Origin of the sequence: Bacillus manliponensis, from assembly GCF_000712595.1 — a bacterium.
Classification (GTDB): Bacteria; Bacillota; Bacilli; order Bacillales; family Bacillaceae_G; genus Bacillus_A; species Bacillus_A manliponensis.
This window is the reverse complement of sequence record NZ_JOTN01000003.1, coordinates 267,646-287,859: the sequence shown is the minus strand read 5'-3', so window position 1 is coordinate 287,859 and position 20,214 is coordinate 267,646. Positions and strand designations below refer to the sequence as shown.

The 20,214-nt window shown below is 32.9% G+C and carries 20 protein-coding genes; 8 read left to right on the top strand and 12 right to left on the bottom strand.

The window, feature by feature from the left end:
- Nucleotides 1-54 precede the first annotated feature (54 nt).
- Genes rfbA through BAMA_RS05455 form a run of 8 tightly spaced genes read left to right on the top strand, consistent with a single transcriptional unit; the run spans nucleotide 55 to nucleotide 8,641 of the window.
- The gene (gene rfbA, locus BAMA_RS05490; protein WP_034636923.1) at nucleotides 55-966 is read left to right on the top strand and encodes a glucose-1-phosphate thymidylyltransferase RfbA; all 912 of its coding nucleotides are present in this window, start codon (nucleotides 55-57) and stop codon (nucleotides 964-966) included.
- Nucleotides 966-1,976 carry a dTDP-glucose 4,6-dehydratase gene (gene rfbB, locus BAMA_RS05485; protein WP_034636921.1) on the top strand — a complete coding sequence of 337 codons (1,011 nt, stop codon included), beginning with the start codon at nucleotides 966-968 and terminating at the stop codon, nucleotides 1,974-1,976. Before rfbA ends, rfbB begins: the two co-directional genes overlap by 1 nt.
- Before the next feature lie 51 nt (nucleotides 1,977-2,027).
- On the top strand, nucleotides 2,028-3,182 hold the full coding sequence (locus BAMA_RS05480) for a DegT/DnrJ/EryC1/StrS family aminotransferase (RefSeq protein ID WP_235184415.1): 1,155 nt from the start codon (nucleotides 2,028-2,030) through the stop codon (nucleotides 3,180-3,182).
- Nucleotides 3,183-3,208: 26 nt separating this feature from the next.
- On the top strand, nucleotides 3,209-4,534 hold the full coding sequence (locus BAMA_RS05475) for a glycosyltransferase (protein ID WP_034636919.1): 1,326 nt from the start codon (nucleotides 3,209-3,211) through the stop codon (nucleotides 4,532-4,534).
- Nucleotides 4,535-4,566: 32 nt separating this feature from the next.
- Nucleotides 4,567-5,286 carry a WbqC family protein gene (locus BAMA_RS05470; RefSeq protein WP_034636917.1) on the top strand — a complete coding sequence of 240 codons (720 nt, stop codon included), beginning with the start codon at nucleotides 4,567-4,569 and terminating at the stop codon, nucleotides 5,284-5,286.
- A complete protein-coding gene (locus BAMA_RS05465; RefSeq protein WP_034636914.1) occupies nucleotides 5,283-6,242 on the top strand; it encodes a hypothetical protein in 960 nt (319 codons plus the stop codon). The genes BAMA_RS05470 and BAMA_RS05465 overlap by 4 nt, the downstream gene beginning before the upstream one ends.
- A 20-nt stretch (nucleotides 6,243-6,262) precedes the next feature.
- Nucleotides 6,263-7,549, top strand: a complete 1,287-nt coding sequence (locus tag BAMA_RS05460; protein ID WP_034636911.1) for an ATP-grasp domain-containing protein — start codon at nucleotides 6,263-6,265, stop codon at nucleotides 7,547-7,549.
- A gap of 6 nt (nucleotides 7,550-7,555) precedes the next feature.
- Nucleotides 7,556-8,641, top strand: a complete 1,086-nt coding sequence (locus tag BAMA_RS05455; RefSeq protein ID WP_034636909.1) for an FkbM family methyltransferase — start codon at nucleotides 7,556-7,558, stop codon at nucleotides 8,639-8,641.
- Between the two features lie 59 nt (nucleotides 8,642-8,700).
- On the opposite strand, the gene BAMA_RS23430 is transcribed toward BAMA_RS05455, so the two are convergent.
- The 12 genes from BAMA_RS23430 to BAMA_RS05395 all read right to left on the bottom strand — a co-directional run bounded on the left by BAMA_RS23430 (nucleotide 8,701) and on the right by BAMA_RS05395 (nucleotide 20,199).
- Entirely contained in the window at nucleotides 8,701-10,584 is a 1,884-nt protein-coding gene (locus BAMA_RS23430; protein WP_051758869.1) for a glycosyltransferase, read from the bottom strand.
- Between the two features lie 151 nt (nucleotides 10,585-10,735).
- The gene (locus BAMA_RS05445) at nucleotides 10,736-11,659 is read right to left on the bottom strand and encodes a DNA-binding domain-containing protein (RefSeq protein WP_034637157.1); all 924 of its coding nucleotides are present in this window, start codon (nucleotides 11,657-11,659) and stop codon (nucleotides 10,736-10,738) included.
- Between the two features lie 207 nt (nucleotides 11,660-11,866).
- Nucleotides 11,867-12,775: a chemotaxis protein gene (locus BAMA_RS05440; protein ID WP_034636907.1), complete on the bottom strand. Its 909-nt coding sequence runs from the start codon at nucleotides 12,773-12,775 to the stop codon at nucleotides 11,867-11,869.
- Between the two features lie 21 nt (nucleotides 12,776-12,796).
- Nucleotides 12,797-13,282, bottom strand: coding sequence for a hypothetical protein (locus tag BAMA_RS05435; RefSeq protein ID WP_034636904.1), 486 nt, complete (start codon nucleotides 13,280-13,282; stop codon nucleotides 12,797-12,799).
- A gap of 73 nt (nucleotides 13,283-13,355) precedes the next feature.
- A complete protein-coding gene (locus tag BAMA_RS05430; protein WP_034636902.1) occupies nucleotides 13,356-13,691 on the bottom strand; it encodes a DUF3964 family protein in 336 nt (111 codons plus the stop codon).
- A 40-nt stretch (nucleotides 13,692-13,731) separates the two neighbouring features.
- On the bottom strand, nucleotides 13,732-14,943 hold the full coding sequence (locus BAMA_RS05425) for a flagellar hook protein FlgE (protein WP_034636899.1): 1,212 nt from the start codon (nucleotides 14,941-14,943) through the stop codon (nucleotides 13,732-13,734).
- Between the two features lie 18 nt (nucleotides 14,944-14,961).
- Nucleotides 14,962-15,489, bottom strand: coding sequence for a flagellar hook capping FlgD N-terminal domain-containing protein (locus tag BAMA_RS05420; RefSeq protein ID WP_034636897.1), 528 nt, complete (start codon nucleotides 15,487-15,489; stop codon nucleotides 14,962-14,964).
- Between the two features lie 3 nt (nucleotides 15,490-15,492).
- Complete coding sequence (locus tag BAMA_RS05415; protein WP_415782949.1) at nucleotides 15,493-16,701, bottom strand: flagellar hook-length control protein FliK; 1,209 nt, start codon at nucleotides 16,699-16,701, stop codon at nucleotides 15,493-15,495.
- Nucleotides 16,694-17,101, bottom strand: a complete 408-nt coding sequence (locus tag BAMA_RS05410; RefSeq protein WP_034636891.1) for a hypothetical protein — start codon at nucleotides 17,099-17,101, stop codon at nucleotides 16,694-16,696. Before BAMA_RS05410 ends, BAMA_RS05415 begins: the two co-directional genes overlap by 8 nt.
- A gap of 110 nt (nucleotides 17,102-17,211) precedes the next feature.
- Nucleotides 17,212-18,516, bottom strand: a complete 1,305-nt coding sequence (locus BAMA_RS05405; RefSeq protein ID WP_034636889.1) for a flagellar protein export ATPase FliI — start codon at nucleotides 18,514-18,516, stop codon at nucleotides 17,212-17,214.
- On the bottom strand, nucleotides 18,513-19,208 hold the full coding sequence (locus tag BAMA_RS05400; RefSeq protein ID WP_034636886.1) for a FliH/SctL family protein: 696 nt from the start codon (nucleotides 19,206-19,208) through the stop codon (nucleotides 18,513-18,515). Before BAMA_RS05400 ends, BAMA_RS05405 begins: the two co-directional genes overlap by 4 nt.
- The gene (locus BAMA_RS05395; protein ID WP_034636885.1) at nucleotides 19,195-20,199 is read right to left on the bottom strand and encodes a flagellar motor switch protein FliG; all 1,005 of its coding nucleotides are present in this window, start codon (nucleotides 20,197-20,199) and stop codon (nucleotides 19,195-19,197) included. Before BAMA_RS05395 ends, BAMA_RS05400 begins: the two co-directional genes overlap by 14 nt.
- Nucleotides 20,200-20,214 lie beyond the last annotated feature (15 nt).

Below are 20,214 nucleotides of genomic sequence, written 5' to 3'. Positions count from 1 at the left end.
ATTAGAAGTTATTTCATACACATAAAAACTTTTACTGTTAGGAGTGCTAAAAAAGTGAAAGGTATTATTCTCGCTGGAGGTAGTGGTACAAGGTTATATCCTTTAACAAAAACAATTTCGAAACAACTATTACCGATCTATGATAAACCGATGATTTATTACCCTCTATCTATATTAATGTTAGCTGGTATTAAAGAAATTTTAATTATTTCTACACCTGAAGACATTTCAAAGTTTGAACAAATTTTTGGTGACGGATCAAAATTAGGACTCTTTATTTCATATGCAACTCAGCCTTCTCCTGATGGATTAGCACAAGCATTTTTAATCGGAGCTGATTTTATCGGCAATGATAATGTTGCCCTCATTTTAGGAGATAACATTTTTTACGGTCAAGGATTAACCCCTCTTCTTCAAAGGGCTGTTACTAAAAATTCGGGCGCAACAATCTTTGGATATTATGTGAATGATCCTCAACGTTTTGGTGTTATTGAATTTGATAACAATCAAAAAGTAACCTCAATTGAGGAAAAACCTAATATACCAAAATCGAATTATGCAGTAACAGGATTATACTTTTATGATAATCGCGTTATTGACATTGCCAAAAGCTTAATCCCCTCTTCTCGTGGTGAGTTAGAGATTACAGACATTAATAAAAAATATTTACAACTAGACGATTTACACGTAGAAGTTTTAGGACGTGGTTACGCTTGGTTAGATACAGGGACACATGAATCTTTATTAGAAGCATCACAGTTTATTGAAACAATAGAGAGGCGTCAAAGTTTAAAAGTTGCTTGTTTAGAAGAAATCGCATTTCGTATGGGTTATATATCAAAAGAGAAACTGTTAACATGTGCTAAACAATTACAAAATAATCAATACGGACAATATTTGTTTAAAATTGCTCATGAAGTGAACATAGAAAAACATATTACATCTCATGTAGAGGAGTCATCATGATGAAATTATTAATAACAGGTGGGGCTGGCTTTATTGGAAGCAATTTCATTCGCTATATTATAAATAAATACCCGAGCTATCATATTATAAATGTAGATGCCTTAACCTATGCAGGTAATCTTGAAAATTTGAGAACTATTGAAAATAAAACATCTTACACATTTATAAAGGGTGATATTTCAAACAGTACATTTATTAACCATTTGTTTGAAACAGAACGATTTGATTATGTATTAAATTTCGCTGCGGAATCTCACGTTGATCGTAGCATTATACAGCCCGGTATCTTTGTACAAACAAACATTCAAGGTACCCAGAATTTATTACATGCAGCTAAACAATACAGGATAAAAAAATACATTCAAATTTCAACTGATGAAGTGTATGGTACTTTAGGCGATAACGGGCTTTTCACAGAAGAAACACCACTTGCACCAAACAGTCCTTACAGCGCAAGCAAAGCAAGTGCTGATTTACTCACACGTGCCTATTATGAAACATTTGGATTACCGATTAATATTACACGTTGTTCTAACAATTATGGACCTTTTCACTTTCCGGAGAAATTAATTCCGTTAATGATTATTAACGCTTTACATAACAAGCATCTCCCTATATATGGAGACGGACTACAAATACGCGATTGGCTACATGTAGAAGATCATTGCCGTGCTATAGACCTTATTCTACATAACGGTTGTATTGGCGAAGTGTACAATATTGGTGGAAATAACGAGTATACAAATATTGAAGTTGTAAAAGAGATCCTATCATACCTCAAAAAGCCGGAATCACTCATTCAATATGTAAAGGACCGTCCTGGACACGACAGGCGTTATGCAATCAACTCTACAAAGCTTCAAACAGAGCTAGGTTGGTTCCCTATTCATAACTTTCATACAGGGATACAACAAACAGTCCAATGGTATATAGAAAACGAACATTGGTGGCAAAAAATTATTTCAGGAGAATATAAAAAGCATTATGACACACAGTATCATTCAGTATAAAACATTCAAAAATCTTAATTTCAAAATAAAAAGATGAAAGGATTGTATACAATGGAAAGTTTCACACCTGTAAAAAGGCACCTAATGTTCCCTGAGCCGATACTTGTCGCTCGCCCTTCTCTGCCACCATTTGAAGAATATACAAATACAATTCGGCAACTTTGGGATAGTCACTATATTACGAACAACGGGCCGTTCCATCGACAATTTGAAGATGAGTTACATTCCTATTTATCCGTCCCACATAGTACTCTATTTGTGAACGGTCATATGGCCTTAGATATCGCGGTGAAAGCTATGCAATTAGAAGGTGAGATAATCACAACTCCTTTTACGTTTATATCCACCACCCATGCTATTGTAGCAAACGGATTGACACCCGTTTTTTGTGATATTTGTGAAACTGATTATAATATCGATGTTACAAAAATTGAAGCGCTAATTACAAAACGAACATCAGCTATTATGCCTGTCCATGTATTCGGACATCCTTGTAACGTATATGAAATTGAAAAAATCGCAAAAAAATACAATTTACAGGTAATTTATGATGCGGCCCATGCTTTTGGTGTACGTGTAAATGGCGAAAGCATCGGTTCATTCGGGGACATGAGTATGTTTAGTATGCATGCAACGAAAATTTTCCATTCAATTGAAGGCGGTGTGCTTACATATCGCGAACCTCAATATACAAAAACATTAAATCAATATAAAAACTTTGGTATATGTGGACCCGAAAATGTAGAGTTAGTTGGTTTAAATGCGAAAATGAACGAATTTCAAGCGGCAATGGGACTTACAAACTTAAAATATATAACTACTGAAATTGAAAAGCGAAAGCAAATTACAAAACTATATCGTGAAAAGCTAAAAAAGGTTCCTGGTATTCGTTATGTAGAAGAAGCCAAAGATATTCAATATAACTATTCTTATTTTTCAATTGAGGTGGATGAACATCTTTACGGTTGCACACGTGATGAATTATACGAAAGGTTAAAAGAGTATAATGTGTTTACACGAAAATATTTTTATCCACTTACGACTGATTTCACATGTTACAATAAACAATTCGATTCATGGGGGACTCCAATTGCAAAGCATATAGCAGAACGTATTTTAGTGTTACCTCTATATGGGGGATTATCATTATTTACTGTTAAACAAATTTGTAACATTATCGAAGACATACATTATAACAACTTATAAGACGAAAACAGAAAGGATTTATCAATATGCATAATATAGAGCAAATTAAAGAATCTATTAAACAAAACATTAATTTATTTATAGAACAGGATATGAATAACGAAGCCAACATGTTATTAGAACAATTACAAAAGATTGCACCAAATGATACTATTATTTATTCAATGCGAGCAAAGGTTTCTTTAAAAGAAGGTAAGTTAAAAGAAGCCAAACAATTACTACAAATAGGAATGAGAATTAACTTTAAAAACCCTGAATTATTATTCCAATTTGCACAACTAATGGAGCGTGAAAGAGAATGGGAAGAGGCCTCTTTTTACTATCGAAAAGCTGCTGAATATACAAACGATAGTTTATTACAAGAATGTATATCCCATTCCCTAATTCATGTGAATGAACATATAAAAAAAGCTAGTAATAAAAAGCTAGTATCTAACACTCACTCCCCTAAAGTTAGTGTTATTGTAGCTTCTTATAATATGAAAGGTTACTTACAAGAAACTGTTGATAGTATACTACGTCAAGACTATAAAAATATAGAAATTATCGTTTCTGATGATTGCTCTACTGATGGTACCGACGAAATGATGAAGCTGTATAAAAATAATTCTAAAGTAAGGTATATCCGTAATTCAATTAATTTAGGTGCCAAAGAAAATAGTCGTAAGTTATTATATGAACTGGCTCAAGGGACATACATATTAGGGATAAATCACGATGACTATTTAACTCAAGATGACTATATTAGTAAAGCGGTAACATTGCTAGAAGAAAACCCAAACGTTTCACTTGTATTTGCGAATTTAAAAATATTACATACAAGCTCAGGAAAAATAAGCTATACAAATGTGGATATACCAAAGATTACAAATGGGATTGATTACTTTTTACATTATGAAACAGAGAGATACCCTCATATTACTAGTGTATTAACATCAATGTATCGCCGTAAAGATGCTTTGAAAAGAAAATGTTTCTTAGAAGAGACAGAATGCCAAGATTTATTCTTGTATTTAAATATGATGCTGATAGGAGATATAGCTTTTATACCCGATTATGTTGGTGTATATCGAATACATGAAAATAGCATAAGTGCAAATATGCCGATGGAAACAGATCTTTCTACAATAACAGAGCTTGAAAAACTATATGATGAAGCTATACATATGGACCTAGATAAAGCTAAACTACAGCAATGGCTAACCAATCGGGTATATGCCTTCATCCAATGGCGTTTTCTTAGCATTTGGAGTAAAGACCGTTACAGCGCTTTACAGTTGCTTTCAAGTGTTTTTGAAATATATCCAGAAGTCTACCATGCAATCGCAAATCGTTTACACTGGAAAGATTAGACTATGAATCTTAACATTGGGAGGTTTTAATAATGAAAGTTGGTATCATGCAACCTTATTTTTTCCCCTATATTGGATATTTTCAGCTTATTCAACATGTTGATCACTGGGTTGTATTTGATGATGTCCAGTTTATTCGACATGGTTGGATTAATCGAAATCGTATTTTACATCCCACAGAAGGATGGCAATATGTTATCGTACCATTAGAAAAATATAATCATAAAGGGTTAATTAAAAATGTTCAAATTAATAATTCGACAGATTGGAGATTAAAAATTATTAATCAATTGACTCATTATAAGAAAAAAGCACCTTATTATACACAATGTATACATTTAATTAAGGAAGCTTTATATAATGATACAACAAGTATCACAGTACTAAATACACATATATTAAAAACAATATGTGACTATTTGGACATACCATTTTCACATGAAATTTCATCACATCGTAACTTTGATTATACAAATGTACAGGATGCAGGAGAATGGGCATTAGCTATTAGTAGACAATTAAATGCCACTGAATATGTAAATCCAATTGGTGGAAAGGAATTATTTGATGATCAAAAATTTAAACAGAAAGGAGTTAAGTTATCGTTTCTTCAAAGTAACATGGAACTTGTTAATTATAAACAAAGCTACCGTTCATTTGAACCTAATCTCTCTATTATTGACTTACTTATGTTTTGCTCAAAAGATGAAATAAAAAACATACTAAATTATTATGAGGTGACAAGTACATGATACATAAAGAGATTGGTGGTTTTTTTGAATTAGAGTTACCCAAAGCAGTCGAATACCATTCATCAGCTATTCGACTTAATAAGGCAAGAAGTGCATTATATTACTTATTAAAAGCAAAGAAAATTAAAAAAATATTTCTCCCATATTACATGTGCTATTGTATTTTAGAACCTATTTTAGATTTAAAAATAAATTATGAATTTTATAATATTGACGATAACTTTTATCCAATCTTTAATAGATCCTTGGGTAATGATGAATATCTCTTATATATCAATTATTTTGGAATTTGTTCAAGAAATGTAGAGGAAATCACCCATCATATTAAAAATGTTATTGTAGACAATACACAAGCATTCTTTGAGCAGCCAATTAAAAACATAGATACAATTTACTCGCCACGAAAATTTTTTGGTGTTCCAGACGGTGGATATCTATACACAAACGTAACATTAAATGAAAAACTCTCGAGTGATTATTCCTACAGCCGACTAAATTTTTTGGCAAAGCGAATTGATTGTTGCGCTAATGATAGTTACATATTATATCAAAAAAATGAAGAATTACTTATCAACGAAGAACCAAAGCGTATGTCAAAGTTAACGCAACGTATATTACAAAGTATTGATTATGAAAATGCGAAAAATCGTCGTAATGATAACTTTTTTTATATACATAATCAGTTAAAAGAAATTAATGAAATAACTTTAAATATAAATTCTTTAAATGGTCCAATGGTTTACCCCTTCTTCATCCGTCAAGAAGATGTAAAAAAGCGGTTAATTGAAAGAAATATATATGTCGCAACATATTGGAAAGAAGTCTTACAATACACAGATTCAAGTTGGTTCGAACACGAGTTAACTCGGTATCTCATTCCAATACCGATTGATCAAAGATATAATGAAAAAGAGATGACTCACATCATAGAAACTATAAAATACATACTCTTTTAAATAAACTTGGAGGATTATATATGAAATTTAACGTCCTTGTCTTTCCATGTGGTTCACAAACAGCCATTGACATAAACTTCGCACTGCGACACGCAGTACGAATTAATCTTTATGGTGCTTCCAGTGTGGATGATCATGGTAGCTATATTTATAAAAACTATATCGGTAATATCCCAAATATCTCAGAGGAAAATTTTTTCAAACAATTTAATGAGGTATTAAAAAATAATAAAATCGATTTTATTATTCCAACACACGATACAGTTGCTCTACATCTAAAAGAGCATGAAATGCAATTATCTGCTACTGTTATTGCAGCAGATGTAGACACTGTAAAAACATGTCGCTATAAATCATTAACCTATAAAAAATTTATGGATCATTCATTCACCCCAACAATATACGATTCTCCTTGTTCTATTACAAAATATCCTGTTTTTTTAAAGCCAGATGACGGGCAGGGTGGAAAAGGAACATATATTGCAAATAATATAAAAGAAGTAGAGTTTCATATTAACCAAAGTCCTAAATTATTAATTTGCGAATATTTGCCAGGCGAAGAAGTCAGTGTTGATTGTTTTACAGATCGGCACGGATTATTGCGTTATATCAGCCCACGCACTCGTAAGAGAATATTAGCAGGTATAAGTGTTAGCTCTACATTAATAGAGCTAACGGAAGATATTCAGTCTATTGCTGACACCTTAAACCACCATCTCTCATTCCGAGGGTATTGGTTCTTCCAATTAAAACGGGACAAACTAGGGAACTGGAAATTATTAGAGATATCTAGTAGAATGGCTGGAACATCTTCCTTAACTATTGGAAAAGATGTGAACTTGGCACTACTTTCTATTCTTGATTTTGCCAATTTTGATATTACCATTCAGCCAAATGAATATTCACTTGAGATTGATAGAGCTTTTATAAATCGTTATAACATTCGCATTCAATATGAACGTGTTTATATTGATTTAGATGATACTCTCATTATAAATGACAGAGTCAATACACAGTTACTACAATTCCTATATCAATGTGTAAATGATAAAAAGGAATTGTTGTTAATTACCAAACATGAATATGACGTACAAGAAACCTTACAAAAACATAAGATTTCACCTTTTCTATTCCAAGAAATTATTCATATAAGTATAAATGATAAAAAATACAAATATATGAAAACAGACTTACCTGCTATTTTTATAGATAATGCTTTTGCAGAACGACAAGAAGTACGACAGCAATTAAACATGCATGCCTTTGACGTAAACAATATTGAATGTTTAATTGATTGGAGAGGATGACATAACATGTTTCATATTATAAATAAAAAACAAATATTATTACAACAAAAACAACACTTATTCCAAAGACTCTATAATCCTTCTACTCCAATATATATTATGGGGAAAAATCATTATACTGATCAACTTTTACATTCCTTTTCAATTGAGGGAATAACCGTAAATGGGATTATTGATGATTATACAAGCAAGAAAAATCATAAAAATATTCCTATATATAAACTATCAGAAATTAATCCCACCAGTTTAATTGTCGTATGTGTACTTGATGGTAAGTTAATTACTGCACTAAATCATTTAAAAGTAAACAGATTTTCTCATATTTTAACATATTTTGATCTTGTTTCTTATAATAAAGAAAAATTTCCACAAGTTAATTTTTGTAAGAATAACGAAATAGATATAGAAACAAATATTGAACAATACAAATGGTTATACAATACATTAGACGACGATTTTTCTCGTCAAACGTTACTTCATATTACTGACTTTAGATACAATTTTGATCCAACATCATTGGAGTTTTTCTCCTATAAGTTACATGAACAATATTTTGATGTATTCGACTTTAATGAAAAAGAAGTGTTTGTTGACTGTGGAGCATACGATGGTCAAACAACAAAGCAATTTATTACATTAAATCCAAGCTACGAGGCGGTGCATGTTTTCGAACCTTCTCCCAATCAATATAAAACTACAAAAGGCTTGCTAGAAGCTCACTCAAATGTACATGTTTATCCGTTCGCAACATATAATCAAAGTATAAACATGATTTTTAACAACGATAGTGGCTCTGCAAGTGGAATTTCAAATGAAGGTGGTATCACTGTTGAAACAGCACGTCTTGATGATATAATTCATGAACGCGTTACATACATAAAGCTTGATGTCGAAGGTGCCGAATATGAAACATTAATTGGTGCAGAACAACTCATTAAGACATATAAACCGAAGTTGGCTGTATGTGTATATCATAATCAAGAGGACTTTTGGCGTATTCCACAGCTTATATTACAATATAACCCGAGCTATCGTATCCTTCTCAGACACTATACAGAAGGCTTTCTAGAAACCGTTATGTATTTTACATAAAAAAAAGGCTCCCTTCACTATTGAAAATGGAGCCTTTTTTTATTTATGTACACATTATCCTATTTCACTTTTAACCAGTTACTATCCGAAAATTGTTGAAGAGCTTCTAAAACAATTAAACTTCTATCTTTCGTCTCTAGATTAATCGCATATTTATAAAAACGAAAATCTTTCTTAAACAATGCTATCGCCTGTAATGCAATACGGTTTGCTTCTTCCTTATTATCTTGCGCAATTAACCATTCAATGATGTTTACATATCCTTGCTTCGAAATATGGTTTTCATCAGCTAACTGATAAAATTCTAAAGCAATATCTTCATAACCATTCTCATAAAATAAATCGGCTATTTTTGCATATACTTGCTTCGGGAATATATTTGCGTAAGAAATTAATCGTTCTGCAAACTCTGATTTTTTGAAGCGTAATGCTTTTTCTAAAATTGCTACATATTCACCCTGCTTTATTTTCTTTCCACGTTTTGTTTCAGTAAATAAATACTCAAACACATGCTTGAATTTAGAATTTACAATTAATTTTCTTACTTTTTCACTTTTTGTTTTTTCATATAACATAATAAGATCCGCAATATTTAATACGTTCTGGCGTACTCCATATATCAACTCTTCTTCATCAAAATCAAGCGTATCTTCATTCATAATCATTTTTGCTTTTAATTGTAATGCATGAACAATTGCATCAGTTTGATTTAAAAAGTCCTCTGTAAGCAATAATGTCAATTTCCCTAACCCTTGATTTAATAATTTTTTCAGTACTTCAATACGAATGTGATCTTTCTCAATAAGATTACGTGTATTTACAAAGTCATATATTTCCTCTGGCGTATGGAATTTACTCAATATCAACAAACTTTTTACAATTGCCTCTACACGTGAGCCACTTTCATTCAATACTTCCGCATAATATTTCAACGCTTCCAAATCTTGCTTTTCAACTTCGTATATTTGGGCAATCCTTGTGTATGGCAGAACAGCTTGCGCTCCAGCGTGGAAAATAACATTATCATATTTATCGCGCTGATTAATAATATTCATATATACTTCTTTTGCATCATCAAAGCGTTTTTGAGTAAAATAAATTTCTCCCTTCCAAAATGGAAAATCTGGTGCAGAAGGAAATATCTTCTCTGCATCAACAATAAGGTTCAATGCTTCTTCATAACGCTTTAATACTACTAAACTTTCAACAATAAAGTATAAACATCTCCCAACCCAATTTTGGTATACACTTTCTTTATGTTTAAAAGCCGTTAAAAATGCATCTAAAGCTTCCTTCGTTTTATTTAAAGCTCTAAGTTCTTGGCCGTAATTAAAATACGCAAATCCTTTGTTTTTTTCCGTCTTCAACATCGTTTTAACGATAGTCATATTTCTCGTTCGTTTATTTTTCTTCTCAACAATATGCTTTAGATAACCGTAATGATATATTTTTAAAGACAAAAGTGCTAACTGCTGATTTCCCTCTTGATTCATAAATTGTTCGTGGATAGCACCTTCATAACGAATTTCTTTATTATTTCTATATATACGCGCCATACGATTTACAGATACTTCTTCACCAAGCTCATCACTAAAACTTTGAATTTCTACTGCATATGCATCATATTGATTATGATAACCCTTCATTTCTTCAATAGCTTCTTTTAAATCTTCACGATCCACACACTCATCCGCATCAATTGCCAAAATCCATTCTCCATTTGCATGTGATGCTGCGAAGTTACGTGCAGCAGCAAAATCATCAATCCACTTGAAATCATACACTTTATCTGTAAACTCTTTTGCAATCTCTTTTGTTGTATCTGTTGATCCTGTATCAACGATAATAATTTCATCTACTTCATCTTGAAGAGACTCTAAACATCTTCGTAACATATCTTCTTCATTTTTTACGATTAAGCATGCTGATAAAAATGGTTTCATTTTTAATAATACTCCTTTTATATATATAAATTAAAATCCTATAATCATTATATTATTATTTAATGCTTTTTTTAATATTTTTTTATAAATACATGCTATTTCATTAAAAAAATGAAAAAAGCCACCTTTTCCAGGTGACTTCCTTCCCTCCTCAAGACATCGAAACAACTTGTCCTCTCGTCTCTACAACTAGCTCCATATTCGCTTCACTACCACTATTGTATAAACCAAGTTTCTGTAGATTCCCTTTACAACCATCTAAGAAGGATGGTAATGTACGAATTTGATCAGCATCAGAGCTCGTAATGAAATGAACGATATCGTTTGTTACGTCTTTCATTTCTAATAATAATTCAGCTTTTTCTTGTTTTAAACGCTCATTTTCACTTCTTAATGCGCTGATTTCACGCTTTAATTGTTTTATATCACTATCATCATGTTTTCTCGTAACAGCAATTGTAGATAGGTGATAAATCCCTTCCATTAGTTGCTCAAGCTGCACATCTTTTTTATCATGTTCCACATCAATAACCCGAAAGTTTTCTACAATCCCTGATAGCATTGCTACTAAATTCTTTTGTTTATTTCCTTTTGGTGTTTTCTTTACTTTTGCTTTCGATGCTACTTTCATTTCCTCTGCTTGTTTTCTTTTTCTACCTGGCTTTTGTTTCATCGTTGTTTCAAATAACATTTCACCACTTTTTAACTTATAATATGTGTTCTGCATTTGACTTGATGTCTTTGAAAAAAAGCCTAGTTTTCCTTTACTTAAATACGACGAAATATCCGCAACTTTCATACCATATTTTTGACAAAATTGGTATGTTAAGAATAAAAGCTCCAACTCCGATTTCAGCCACGTAATATTTTCTTTCTCGTAGCCGATAACTCCACCTATTTTTCTAATATCTTTTTGAAAGTCTTGTAGTTTCGTATATAGTTCTTGTAACTCATAAGTCGATATTAAAAATTCTTTTTCTATTTTTTTTATTTCTTCTTCGTGTTGTGCCTCATTCATTTCAGTAACCATATGTTTTAAATGTGGTAAAACTTCCAACGCTTTATTGTTACCCATTTTTTTTGCTTCCCCCTCATACTCCATAGTCCCCCATATCGTTTCTATCTATCTTTTTCTAAAAATAACATTTTTTTCATATATCCATATCATATAATATTTCTAAATTATCCGTCAAATAAAAAACATACAAAAATGTATGGAAAGTATAGTAACGTAAAGAAGAGACCTCCCCTCAAAGAAAGAAGCCTCTTTATACTTTTTATTTTATAAAACGTATTTATCTACAAGGCCAATTAATTCTTGAATATCCGGTTTACTTACTTGCGCATTTGCACCAACAGCTTCACCTTTATGGTATAGTTCATTTGTAATTAAAGAAGAGAAAATAATAACTGGTAGTTTATGCATCACTTCATGATCTTTAATCACTTTCGTTAAATGATGACCGTCCATTTTTGGCATTTCAATATCTGTAATAAGTAAGTTAATATGCTGGAACATATTTTCTCCTTGTTCCTTCGCTAACTTTTCAATTTGTGATAATGCTTCTGCACCATTGCTGAAGAAGTTAATTTTCGTATAACCTGCTGTTGTTAACGTTTCTTCTAACACTTGGCGAAGCATTGCTGAATCTTCTGCAATATAGATAACTTTTTCAGCTCGATCGAATTTTTCTGCAAGCCCGGACAATTTTTTCGTCTCATAGCCTGTGTTGCTAATGTCACAAACGATTTTTTCATAATCTAATAATAAAATAATTTTCCCGTCTAGTTTTACAATGCCAGACGTTGTTTCTTCTAATCCCATCGATAATGAAGCTGGTTCATCAATTTGTTCCCATGAAATACGCTGAATACGGTGTACTTCATCAACGCGGAAAATAACCTTCATTTGATTTAGCTCTGCAATAATAAACTTCGTATGTTCTAATTGCTTATTAGATTGTAAATTTAGTGCAGTCGCCAAATTAATAACTGGTAAAATTTCACCACGTACTTGCACAACGCCTTCTACCGCACCATGCGCCTCTGGAACTAATGTAACAGGGAACGGATTAATAATTTCGCGTACTTTCATGACGTTAATACTAAATAAATTTTCACCAATTGTATATGTAACAATTTCTAACTCGTTTGTACCACTTTCTAGTAAGATACTTTGTGCTTGTGACATAAAATCAATTCCCTTCGGTATTTATTCCTGTATAAATGAAGATAATGTATCTAATAGTAACTCTTGTGCTTCTACAATCTCAGTTGGTGATACTTCCCATTTTTTCAACAGCTCTTTTTCCACTTGAAAGCGTAATTGCTCATCCATCTCACATAAGACAATTTGCTTCGTCTCTTCATCAACATCTAATAATGCCAACGTATAAATTTCAACACTTCGAATTTTTTGGAATAGCTGATGTAAAACAGTTGGCGCAATATGCTTTAACTTCTCAACATGAATCGCTTTATCGGAAAATAACAATTCATATTGAATAAAAGAAATATTTTCCTTAATCACTTTAAAATAGCAGTTATTTTTTTTATCATTGACGAAATAACCATTTGGATCAGCTATAATACTTTCTACTTTGCGAATTAACTCTGGTAAGCTATTTGCTGACAAAACTGTACGCTGTTCAATAGCGTTTGGTAAAATAAATGTAACACGATATTTATTTTGAGTCATTCTGTCATCCCCCCATTTTCTATAAATAGGAAGTTAGCTAGAAGTATTGTTATACTTCTAGCTAACTTCTATTTTATGAAACAGATAGCAATTCTATATTATTAAACCAAAATGCCATTTGCTGCTCTTTAATACTTGGGAGCATAATGAAAAATTCACGACATTTCATTTCATTTGCAAATACTTGATACTTTGTATGCCCTTTACTTACAAGGCCGATAAAATAAAATTCATGAACGCGCCCAATGATAGCTTGTTTTTCCCCAAATGCATACGGTGGAACTGTTTTAACAGCAAACTGATCTGGTAAATAACAATGCTCTTCTTGTTCAAGCTTTATAATTTGCTTTGCTAAATCTTGTTTATCTTGAAAAAACGGTGTCTGTAAAATTCGTTCGTGTCTAGTCATTTGAAAAGAAGCCCTTTCTATCTATTTCACTGACTCCTTATTATCGAATTAAATTTACGATATCATTTAACACTTCGTCAGCTACTTTAATTACTTTTGTATTTCCTTGGAATCCACGCTGATATAACATTAAGTCAACGAACTCAACGGATAAGTCTACGTTTGAACCTTCTGTTGCTTTTCCTTTTACGTTATCAGAAACACTGATTGACCGCTGCCCTGTTGACGGTGTTTCAATATAATTTCCATTTCCTACTTTCATTAAACCGCCTTCATTTGGGAACGTTGCAACAGCAAGTTGTCCTAATGGCTTTGTACTTCCATCTTCATATGTCGCCATAATATAACCACCATCAGATATAGAGTAGTCTTCAATATACGTCGCACCATTTCCGTTAAATTCAGAAGGCTTTAACTGTGTCTTTGTTGGGTGATTCGTTAATTTACTAAGATCTAATGTGAAATCCTTTGTTCCATTAAACCTAAATGTTATTGGGCTCCCACTTGTAATTTCTCCAACATTGTTAAAAGCAATATTTCCACTCGCACCTGAAGATACTGGCTTATATGTCGTTTCACCTTTTGTAACGTTCATTTGTGATATATTGTAAGAATAATTATGATCACTCGTTTTCTTAATTTCTACCAATACTTTATATTCATTTCCAGCATCATCAAATACTTTTAAATCTTGTGTTATCCCCTCATCAACTGTATTAATATTCCCTCCAAGTACACCTTTTGTTGATTGCGTTCCACCGATTGCTTCCCCAACTGGAACCCTTAAAGGTCCTGCTTGGGCTGTCATATCAATTTCCCCTGTTTGAGGATTTGTAGGATATGCAAATACATATTGTCCTTGTGAATTTACAACATAGTAATCATCTGAAATACCAAATGTACCCTTTCTCGTATATTGAATGTTCCCACCATTACTATCTCCTACTGCAAAGAAGCCTACTCCTTCTATTGCTGCTTCCATCTTTCCACCTGTTAATGTAATTGAACCGGTATTAAAATCCGTTGATGTTCCACTTAATTTCACACCGTTACCAATACTTGTTGGGTTTGTACCAGCGGAGCTATCATTTCCTTTTGCACCGATTGTGTTGTTATATAGTAAATCATCAAACATTGCTTTTTGCCTTTTATAACCAACTGTTTGTGCGTTTGCAATATTGTTTGATGTTACGCTTAATGCGTTTTGCGTTGCGTTCATGCCTGTAATACTTGTATATAGTGCTTTAATCATATTATTTGTACACTCCTTTTATGAATTTGTAACTTCTGTTACGTCTTCGTTATTTTCTTCTTTCTCTTCTTCAGGTTTTTCTACAATAATTTCTTGATCTGACACACTTTCTACAAACTGTAATGGTACGATGCGCTCACCAATGACAAGCTGTACTTGATTATTCGCCGCTAAACGAACTGTATCCACTTGACCAACTACTTCTTTCCCTTCACCGTCAACGCCCCTTACATATTTACCAAGAAATTTCATCCCACCATCTAACGCTGTCATTTGCATCGTTGCTTTTAACGTATCAACAGCTTCTGTCATATTTTGGACTTGCTCCATGATAGACATTTGTGACATTTGGTTCATCATTTGGTTCATATCCATTGAATTGAATGGATCTTGATATTGCAAACTTGTAAGAAACAGCTTTAAAAAGTCATCTTTTCCCATAACGCCTTGATTTTTTTTCGTTGCTGCTTGCTCAGTCGCTGCATTTTTCGTTGCTTGCGTTTGAATATGATTTGTCGTTGTCGTATTTAAGCCTACACTTGGCACGGTTTATTCCTCCAATAATCCAGCAAAGTCTTGCTCTTGTTTTTGTTCATGCTTCATTACATCTTGCTTCTTCTTCTGTGATTGCTGACGTTCTTGCTCTTCACGCTTCTCATTCTTATCAGAATAACTTAGCTCAATATGAATCTCTTTTTCTTTTAATCTTAACTTTAATTCGTCCAATACAATTTCAATGCTCTTTTTCACATCGTGTTTATCCATTTCAACATGCACTTGAATTTGATCACCTTGTTTCCTCATGTAGACCGTTAGTGCACCTAACTTCTCTGGATTTAATTGAAACAAAACTCGCTCTTGCTTCACAACAAATCGTTGTAGCATATCGATTTTTGCTTCTAATTTCTTTCCTAACTCAGGAAGCGAAGCAGTTTCTGACTGCATTGTTTTATCACTTTTTAGCGATTGAAGATTATCGATGAAGCTGCCTTTCACTTGACTGTCAAGAGGAGCAATTCCTTCATCTACTTCTCCAGTTATATCATCTATAAGTGGCATTTGATGAATCTTTTCTTTTAACAATTCATCTATCTCATCCAATCCTTCTTTTCCGTAAGCCGATGACACTTCACCTTGCACATCTTCTGCATGATATGAGTTACTGTTTTTCATCAAACTGTGCATTTCTGTTTGTACAATCCCTTGAAACTGTAACAACTTTTGTAACGTTTCAACTTTGTTCAACATAACTTCAAGCGTATCTTCTAAACATATAGCTTTTTCGATATTCAACTTTCCTAAAAATGATTGAAGTGCCTCTATTTCATGTTGTGGTAACTCACTCATTTTTATATTGCCATATGACTGATACATTTCTTGTAATTTTTGTATGTATTGATATAACAATTCTGGTTGTACACGTAATTGTTCTAACGCAACAATTTGATCGGAGACAGACAATAATACAGCTTCTAACTCTTTATGACCAAGCTCTTCTTTTCTAGCAGAATCCCCTTCTACTTTTGGAAGTTTTGAGATTTTTGGAACTGCTTCTTGTTCTTTTTGTTCCTCTTGTTGTGCTTTTCTTTTTTCTACACCTGTCGTATCTTCACTCTGTTTTTCATTCATTGCATTTGCAAAAGGTGACAACTCATCTTTTTGCTGAACTTCCCGTTGTGAACTTTTTTGCGGAGGCAAATTTTGCTGCACCGGCAATACAGGCAGTACAGAATCAATCATCTTATTCACCTCATCCATTCATACACATTTTCAAGTCAAGTAATTGTTTCTCTTCTCGTTGTTCTTCTTGTTTTAAGAACAGTCTTGTATTTTCTTGAAACATATTTTCAATGACTCTTTCTTTTTCCTTCATTTGCTCTAACAAATTTTCATTTTTTTGAATAAAACTATTTATTTTTTCTATTTTCCGATTCCATTCTTCCATTCTCTCAGGCGAAAACGTGTGAGAAGATAACATCCCAGCTGAAACATGCATTCCAGTTTTCAACATACTACGAGAAGTAACAACATAACGATCGTATTCTTTCTTTTTCTCAATACTCCGTTTCTCTTCTGTTAATTCGTGTATCTCTTTTAAAATTTGCTCTTTTTCTTGCTCAATTTTCCACATAATCGTATTATACTGCTGCTTATTCATCTGTCGTTACACCCCTCTCTATTATAACGCTCTCCTGCTATATTATATAGTTTTTTCTAACAAAAACTATGAAAATTATAAGACAAAAGACCCCATAAATATGAGGCCTTTTATACAACAGATTCCATCGTTTTTATTATATCTGTAAACTTATAATAATCTGTTCGGCCTTGCTTTAAAAACGCATGAATACCATCTATTTTATTCTTACATTCAAAGATATACGCGTTTTCACTATTTTCTTGTATCGTTCCAAGTTTGAAATACAGTTCATTTTCTTTATAAATAGAGAGTGTCTTTCGTATTTCATTCGCAAGTTGCCAATGCTCTGGCGACACAATTTCTTCCATAATACGACTAACAGAATCTAGAACGGAAATAGCTGGGTAATGGTTTAATGTTGCAAGCTCACGTTTTAATACGATATGCCCATCTAAAATACCACGCGCTAAATCAGGTACTGGACCATTTAAATCATCTCCATCAACAAGCACTGTATAAATACCTGTAATAGAACCATGTTGTGTCTTTCCAGAACGCTCTAATAACTTTTTCATATAGCTTTCCATCAATAATGTTTTACCACCAATCGGTAGTTCTTTCACCGCAATATCAACACTACGACGTGCATCTGCAAATCGTGTTACCGAGTCCATCATTAACAGAACGTTTTTTCCTTGATCACGAAAAGACTCCGCAATCGATGTTGCAAGTTTTGCGGCCCGAAGCTGCATGAGATGACTCTCATCAGAAGTGGCTACAACAACAATGCTTTTTTTCATGCCTTCTTCCCCAAGCTCTTTATGAATAAAGTCTTTTACCTCACGTCCACGTTCACCAACTAAACTGATTACATTTATATCCGCTTTTGCATTTTTAGCAATCATACCAAGTAAAGTTGATTTCCCGACACCTGACCCAGCAAAGATTCCTATTTTTTGCCCCATACCAATTGTAAGCATGGAATCAATAGATTTAATACCTGTTTCAAAAACATCCGTAATCTTTTCACGTTCAAATGCATGAATTGGTGGTGCATCTAACTTTATTTTTTGAAACGGAACATGTTGTTCTCGTTCGTTCAACACTTGACCATTTGCATTTAATACTTTTCCAAGTAGATAATCCCCTCTTGGAACTGTAACATCTTCATCCATTAAAATGACTGCATCGCCGTAGCAAACTTTTTCTGTTTGCTCAAATGGTAATAACATGTTGTTTTCCTTTTCGATTGCGATCACTTCACAAAGAACATTATGCTCTCCAACAAGACAAACATCACCAATTTTTGCTTTTGGCCCTTTTGAAATAAAAAACTGCTCTTGCACACTATGAACTTTCCCTGCTTTTACATACAATGGTTTTTGCATAAATGCATGCCATTTTTCATGTTCTTTTCGCAATTGCTCTTTCATGTTAGTTGCTCCTCAAACATTTTCTCCTCTTCTCTTCTTTTACGAAGATTTTCAAAAATATCCAAGAACTGGAAATGGAAAAACTCTTTTTCTTCTTCTAATACAAATTCACCAAATTGTAATGAAAAATCATATTTCCATTCTACGAGCTGTAAAAGCCAATATTCTTTCGTTTGTTCTTTCTCTTTCTCAATCTGTTCAAACGTATCAGGATGCACAGTAATAATAAGTTTCTCAAACGATGTTGGTAATGTTTGAACAATCCCTGTTAAAATAGGGAGAACTTCAAGCTGACGAGCATCAATCGCTTGATTCACAATTTTTTCTGCAAGCTGAAATGATTGATCCCACAATAGATTGCCCCATTCATATACTGCCTTCTTCTTTTCCTGCTCTAACAAAATTCGCTCTTGTTCAAGCTCCCTTATCTCTTCTGCTTTCTGTTGTTCAAATAATTCACGTTCTCGCATAAACGCTTCGTACTGCATTTGTAATTGCTGTTCATTTTCTCTTAGCTGCTGCATTTCCATTTGCACCATTTGTTGCTGCTGCAAAAGCTCAGTCACGTCGATTTTCAACTCTTCTGCTTCTTCAGAAGTTATATCAGGGATCGCTTTTGGAAATTGCAACTCGTATGTTTCATGAGAAAAAGAAACAGAATTCTTCGGAATTCTGTTCTTAAATAAGGACATCATCATCACCTCTTTGAACGACAATTCTTCCTTCTTTCTCCAATCTCTTCACTGTACTTGTAATGATCTGCTGTGCTTTTTCAGCATCAGTTACTTTAATTGGTCCTATACCATCTAATTCTTCTAAAATCATTTCTTTACGATTAGAAGACATACAGATGAACAATTTCTCTTTAATTTCTTCTTTTGCAACTTTTAATGCTTTTGCAATAACTGCATTATCCGTAAGCTCTTCTAATACGCGGCGAAGCGCAATATCATCTAAGCGCAATAAATCTTCAAAGACAAACATGTTTTCTTTAATTTTTTCAGAAAGTTCATAGTCAAGTTGATCTAATTTTTCAAATACCGTCTTCTCAACACCACGAGATACGTTATTTAAAATGCTTACAATTGTTTTCAATCCATCTGTTTTATTAATCGCACTAAACGCCATGTTATTTAATTTCGCTTTTAATAAGTCACCAATTTGTTTAATTAGTTCGGCATCAACTTGCTCTAATTTTGCAATGCCTCGTACAGTTTCCACTCGTTTATGATCTGGTAGCCTTTCAATAAGTTGCGAAGCAAGTTGTGGCTTAATATACGAAGCGATAATTGCAATTGTTTGTGGTGATTCATCATTTAACACCGTTAACAATGGCTCTAAATCAGTGAGCGAGTTAAGAAACTCAAATGGATTATCTTTGTTGTACCACAGATCTTCTAACAACTTCTCCAAATCTTCTTCACGCATGTTTTTAAAAATTCGACGAATGTATTCTTTATCTGGCGTAACAAGATTTAATTCTTTTACATTTAATTCATATAAAAATTGTCCCAGTACATTCTCTAATGTTTCTGGCTTATACACGCGAAATTTTGCAATTTCGCGTAACAACACTTCTCTTTCCTCATCTGTCATATACTCAATGACTTTCGTTGCCACATCTTCCTCTAATACACGAACAAGAATGGCAGCTTTCTCTTTAGAGGATACCTCATCAAACATATTGTTTATCCTCCC

Bases quoted from the DNA above. Each gene is read 5' to 3' on its own strand.
- BAMA_RS05445 (WP_034637157.1), bottom strand. From the start codon at position 11,659: ATGGGTAACAATAAAGCGTTGGAAGTTTTACCACATTTAAAACATATG.
- BAMA_RS05465 (WP_034636914.1), top strand. From the start codon at position 5,283: ATGATACATAAAGAGATTGGTGGTTTTTTTGAATTAGAGTTACCCAAA.
- BAMA_RS05480 (WP_235184415.1), top strand. From the start codon at position 2,028: ATGGAAAGTTTCACACCTGTAAAAAGGCACCTAATGTTCCCTGAGCCG.
- BAMA_RS05415 (WP_415782949.1), bottom strand. From the start codon at position 16,701: ATGGATGAGGTGAATAAGATGATTGATTCTGTACTGCCTGTATTGCCG.
- BAMA_RS05470 (WP_034636917.1), top strand. From the start codon at position 4,567: ATGAAAGTTGGTATCATGCAACCTTATTTTTTCCCCTATATTGGATAT.
- BAMA_RS05425 (WP_034636899.1), bottom strand. From the start codon at position 14,943: ATGATTAAAGCACTATATACAAGTATTACAGGCATGAACGCAACGCAA.
- BAMA_RS05440 (WP_034636907.1), bottom strand. From the start codon at position 12,775: ATGTCACAAGCACAAAGTATCTTACTAGAAAGTGGTACAAACGAGTTA.
- BAMA_RS05405 (WP_034636889.1), bottom strand. From the start codon at position 18,516: ATGAAAGAGCAATTGCGAAAAGAACATGAAAAATGGCATGCATTTATG.
- BAMA_RS05460 (WP_034636911.1), top strand. From the start codon at position 6,263: ATGAAATTTAACGTCCTTGTCTTTCCATGTGGTTCACAAACAGCCATT.
- BAMA_RS05430 (WP_034636902.1), bottom strand. From the start codon at position 13,691: ATGACTAGACACGAACGAATTTTACAGACACCGTTTTTTCAAGATAAA.
- BAMA_RS05435 (WP_034636904.1), bottom strand. From the start codon at position 13,282: ATGACTCAAAATAAATATCGTGTTACATTTATTTTACCAAACGCTATT.
- BAMA_RS05410 (WP_034636891.1), bottom strand. From the start codon at position 17,101: ATGAATAAGCAGCAGTATAATACGATTATGTGGAAAATTGAGCAAGAA.
- BAMA_RS23430 (WP_051758869.1), bottom strand. From the start codon at position 10,584: ATGAAACCATTTTTATCAGCATGCTTAATCGTAAAAAATGAAGAAGAT.
- BAMA_RS05395 (WP_034636885.1), bottom strand. From the start codon at position 20,199: ATGTTTGATGAGGTATCCTCTAAAGAGAAAGCTGCCATTCTTGTTCGT.
- BAMA_RS05475 (WP_034636919.1), top strand. From the start codon at position 3,209: ATGCATAATATAGAGCAAATTAAAGAATCTATTAAACAAAACATTAAT.
- rfbB (WP_034636921.1), top strand. From the start codon at position 966: ATGAAATTATTAATAACAGGTGGGGCTGGCTTTATTGGAAGCAATTTC.
- BAMA_RS05455 (WP_034636909.1), top strand. From the start codon at position 7,556: ATGTTTCATATTATAAATAAAAAACAAATATTATTACAACAAAAACAA.
- BAMA_RS05400 (WP_034636886.1), bottom strand. From the start codon at position 19,208: ATGTCCTTATTTAAGAACAGAATTCCGAAGAATTCTGTTTCTTTTTCT.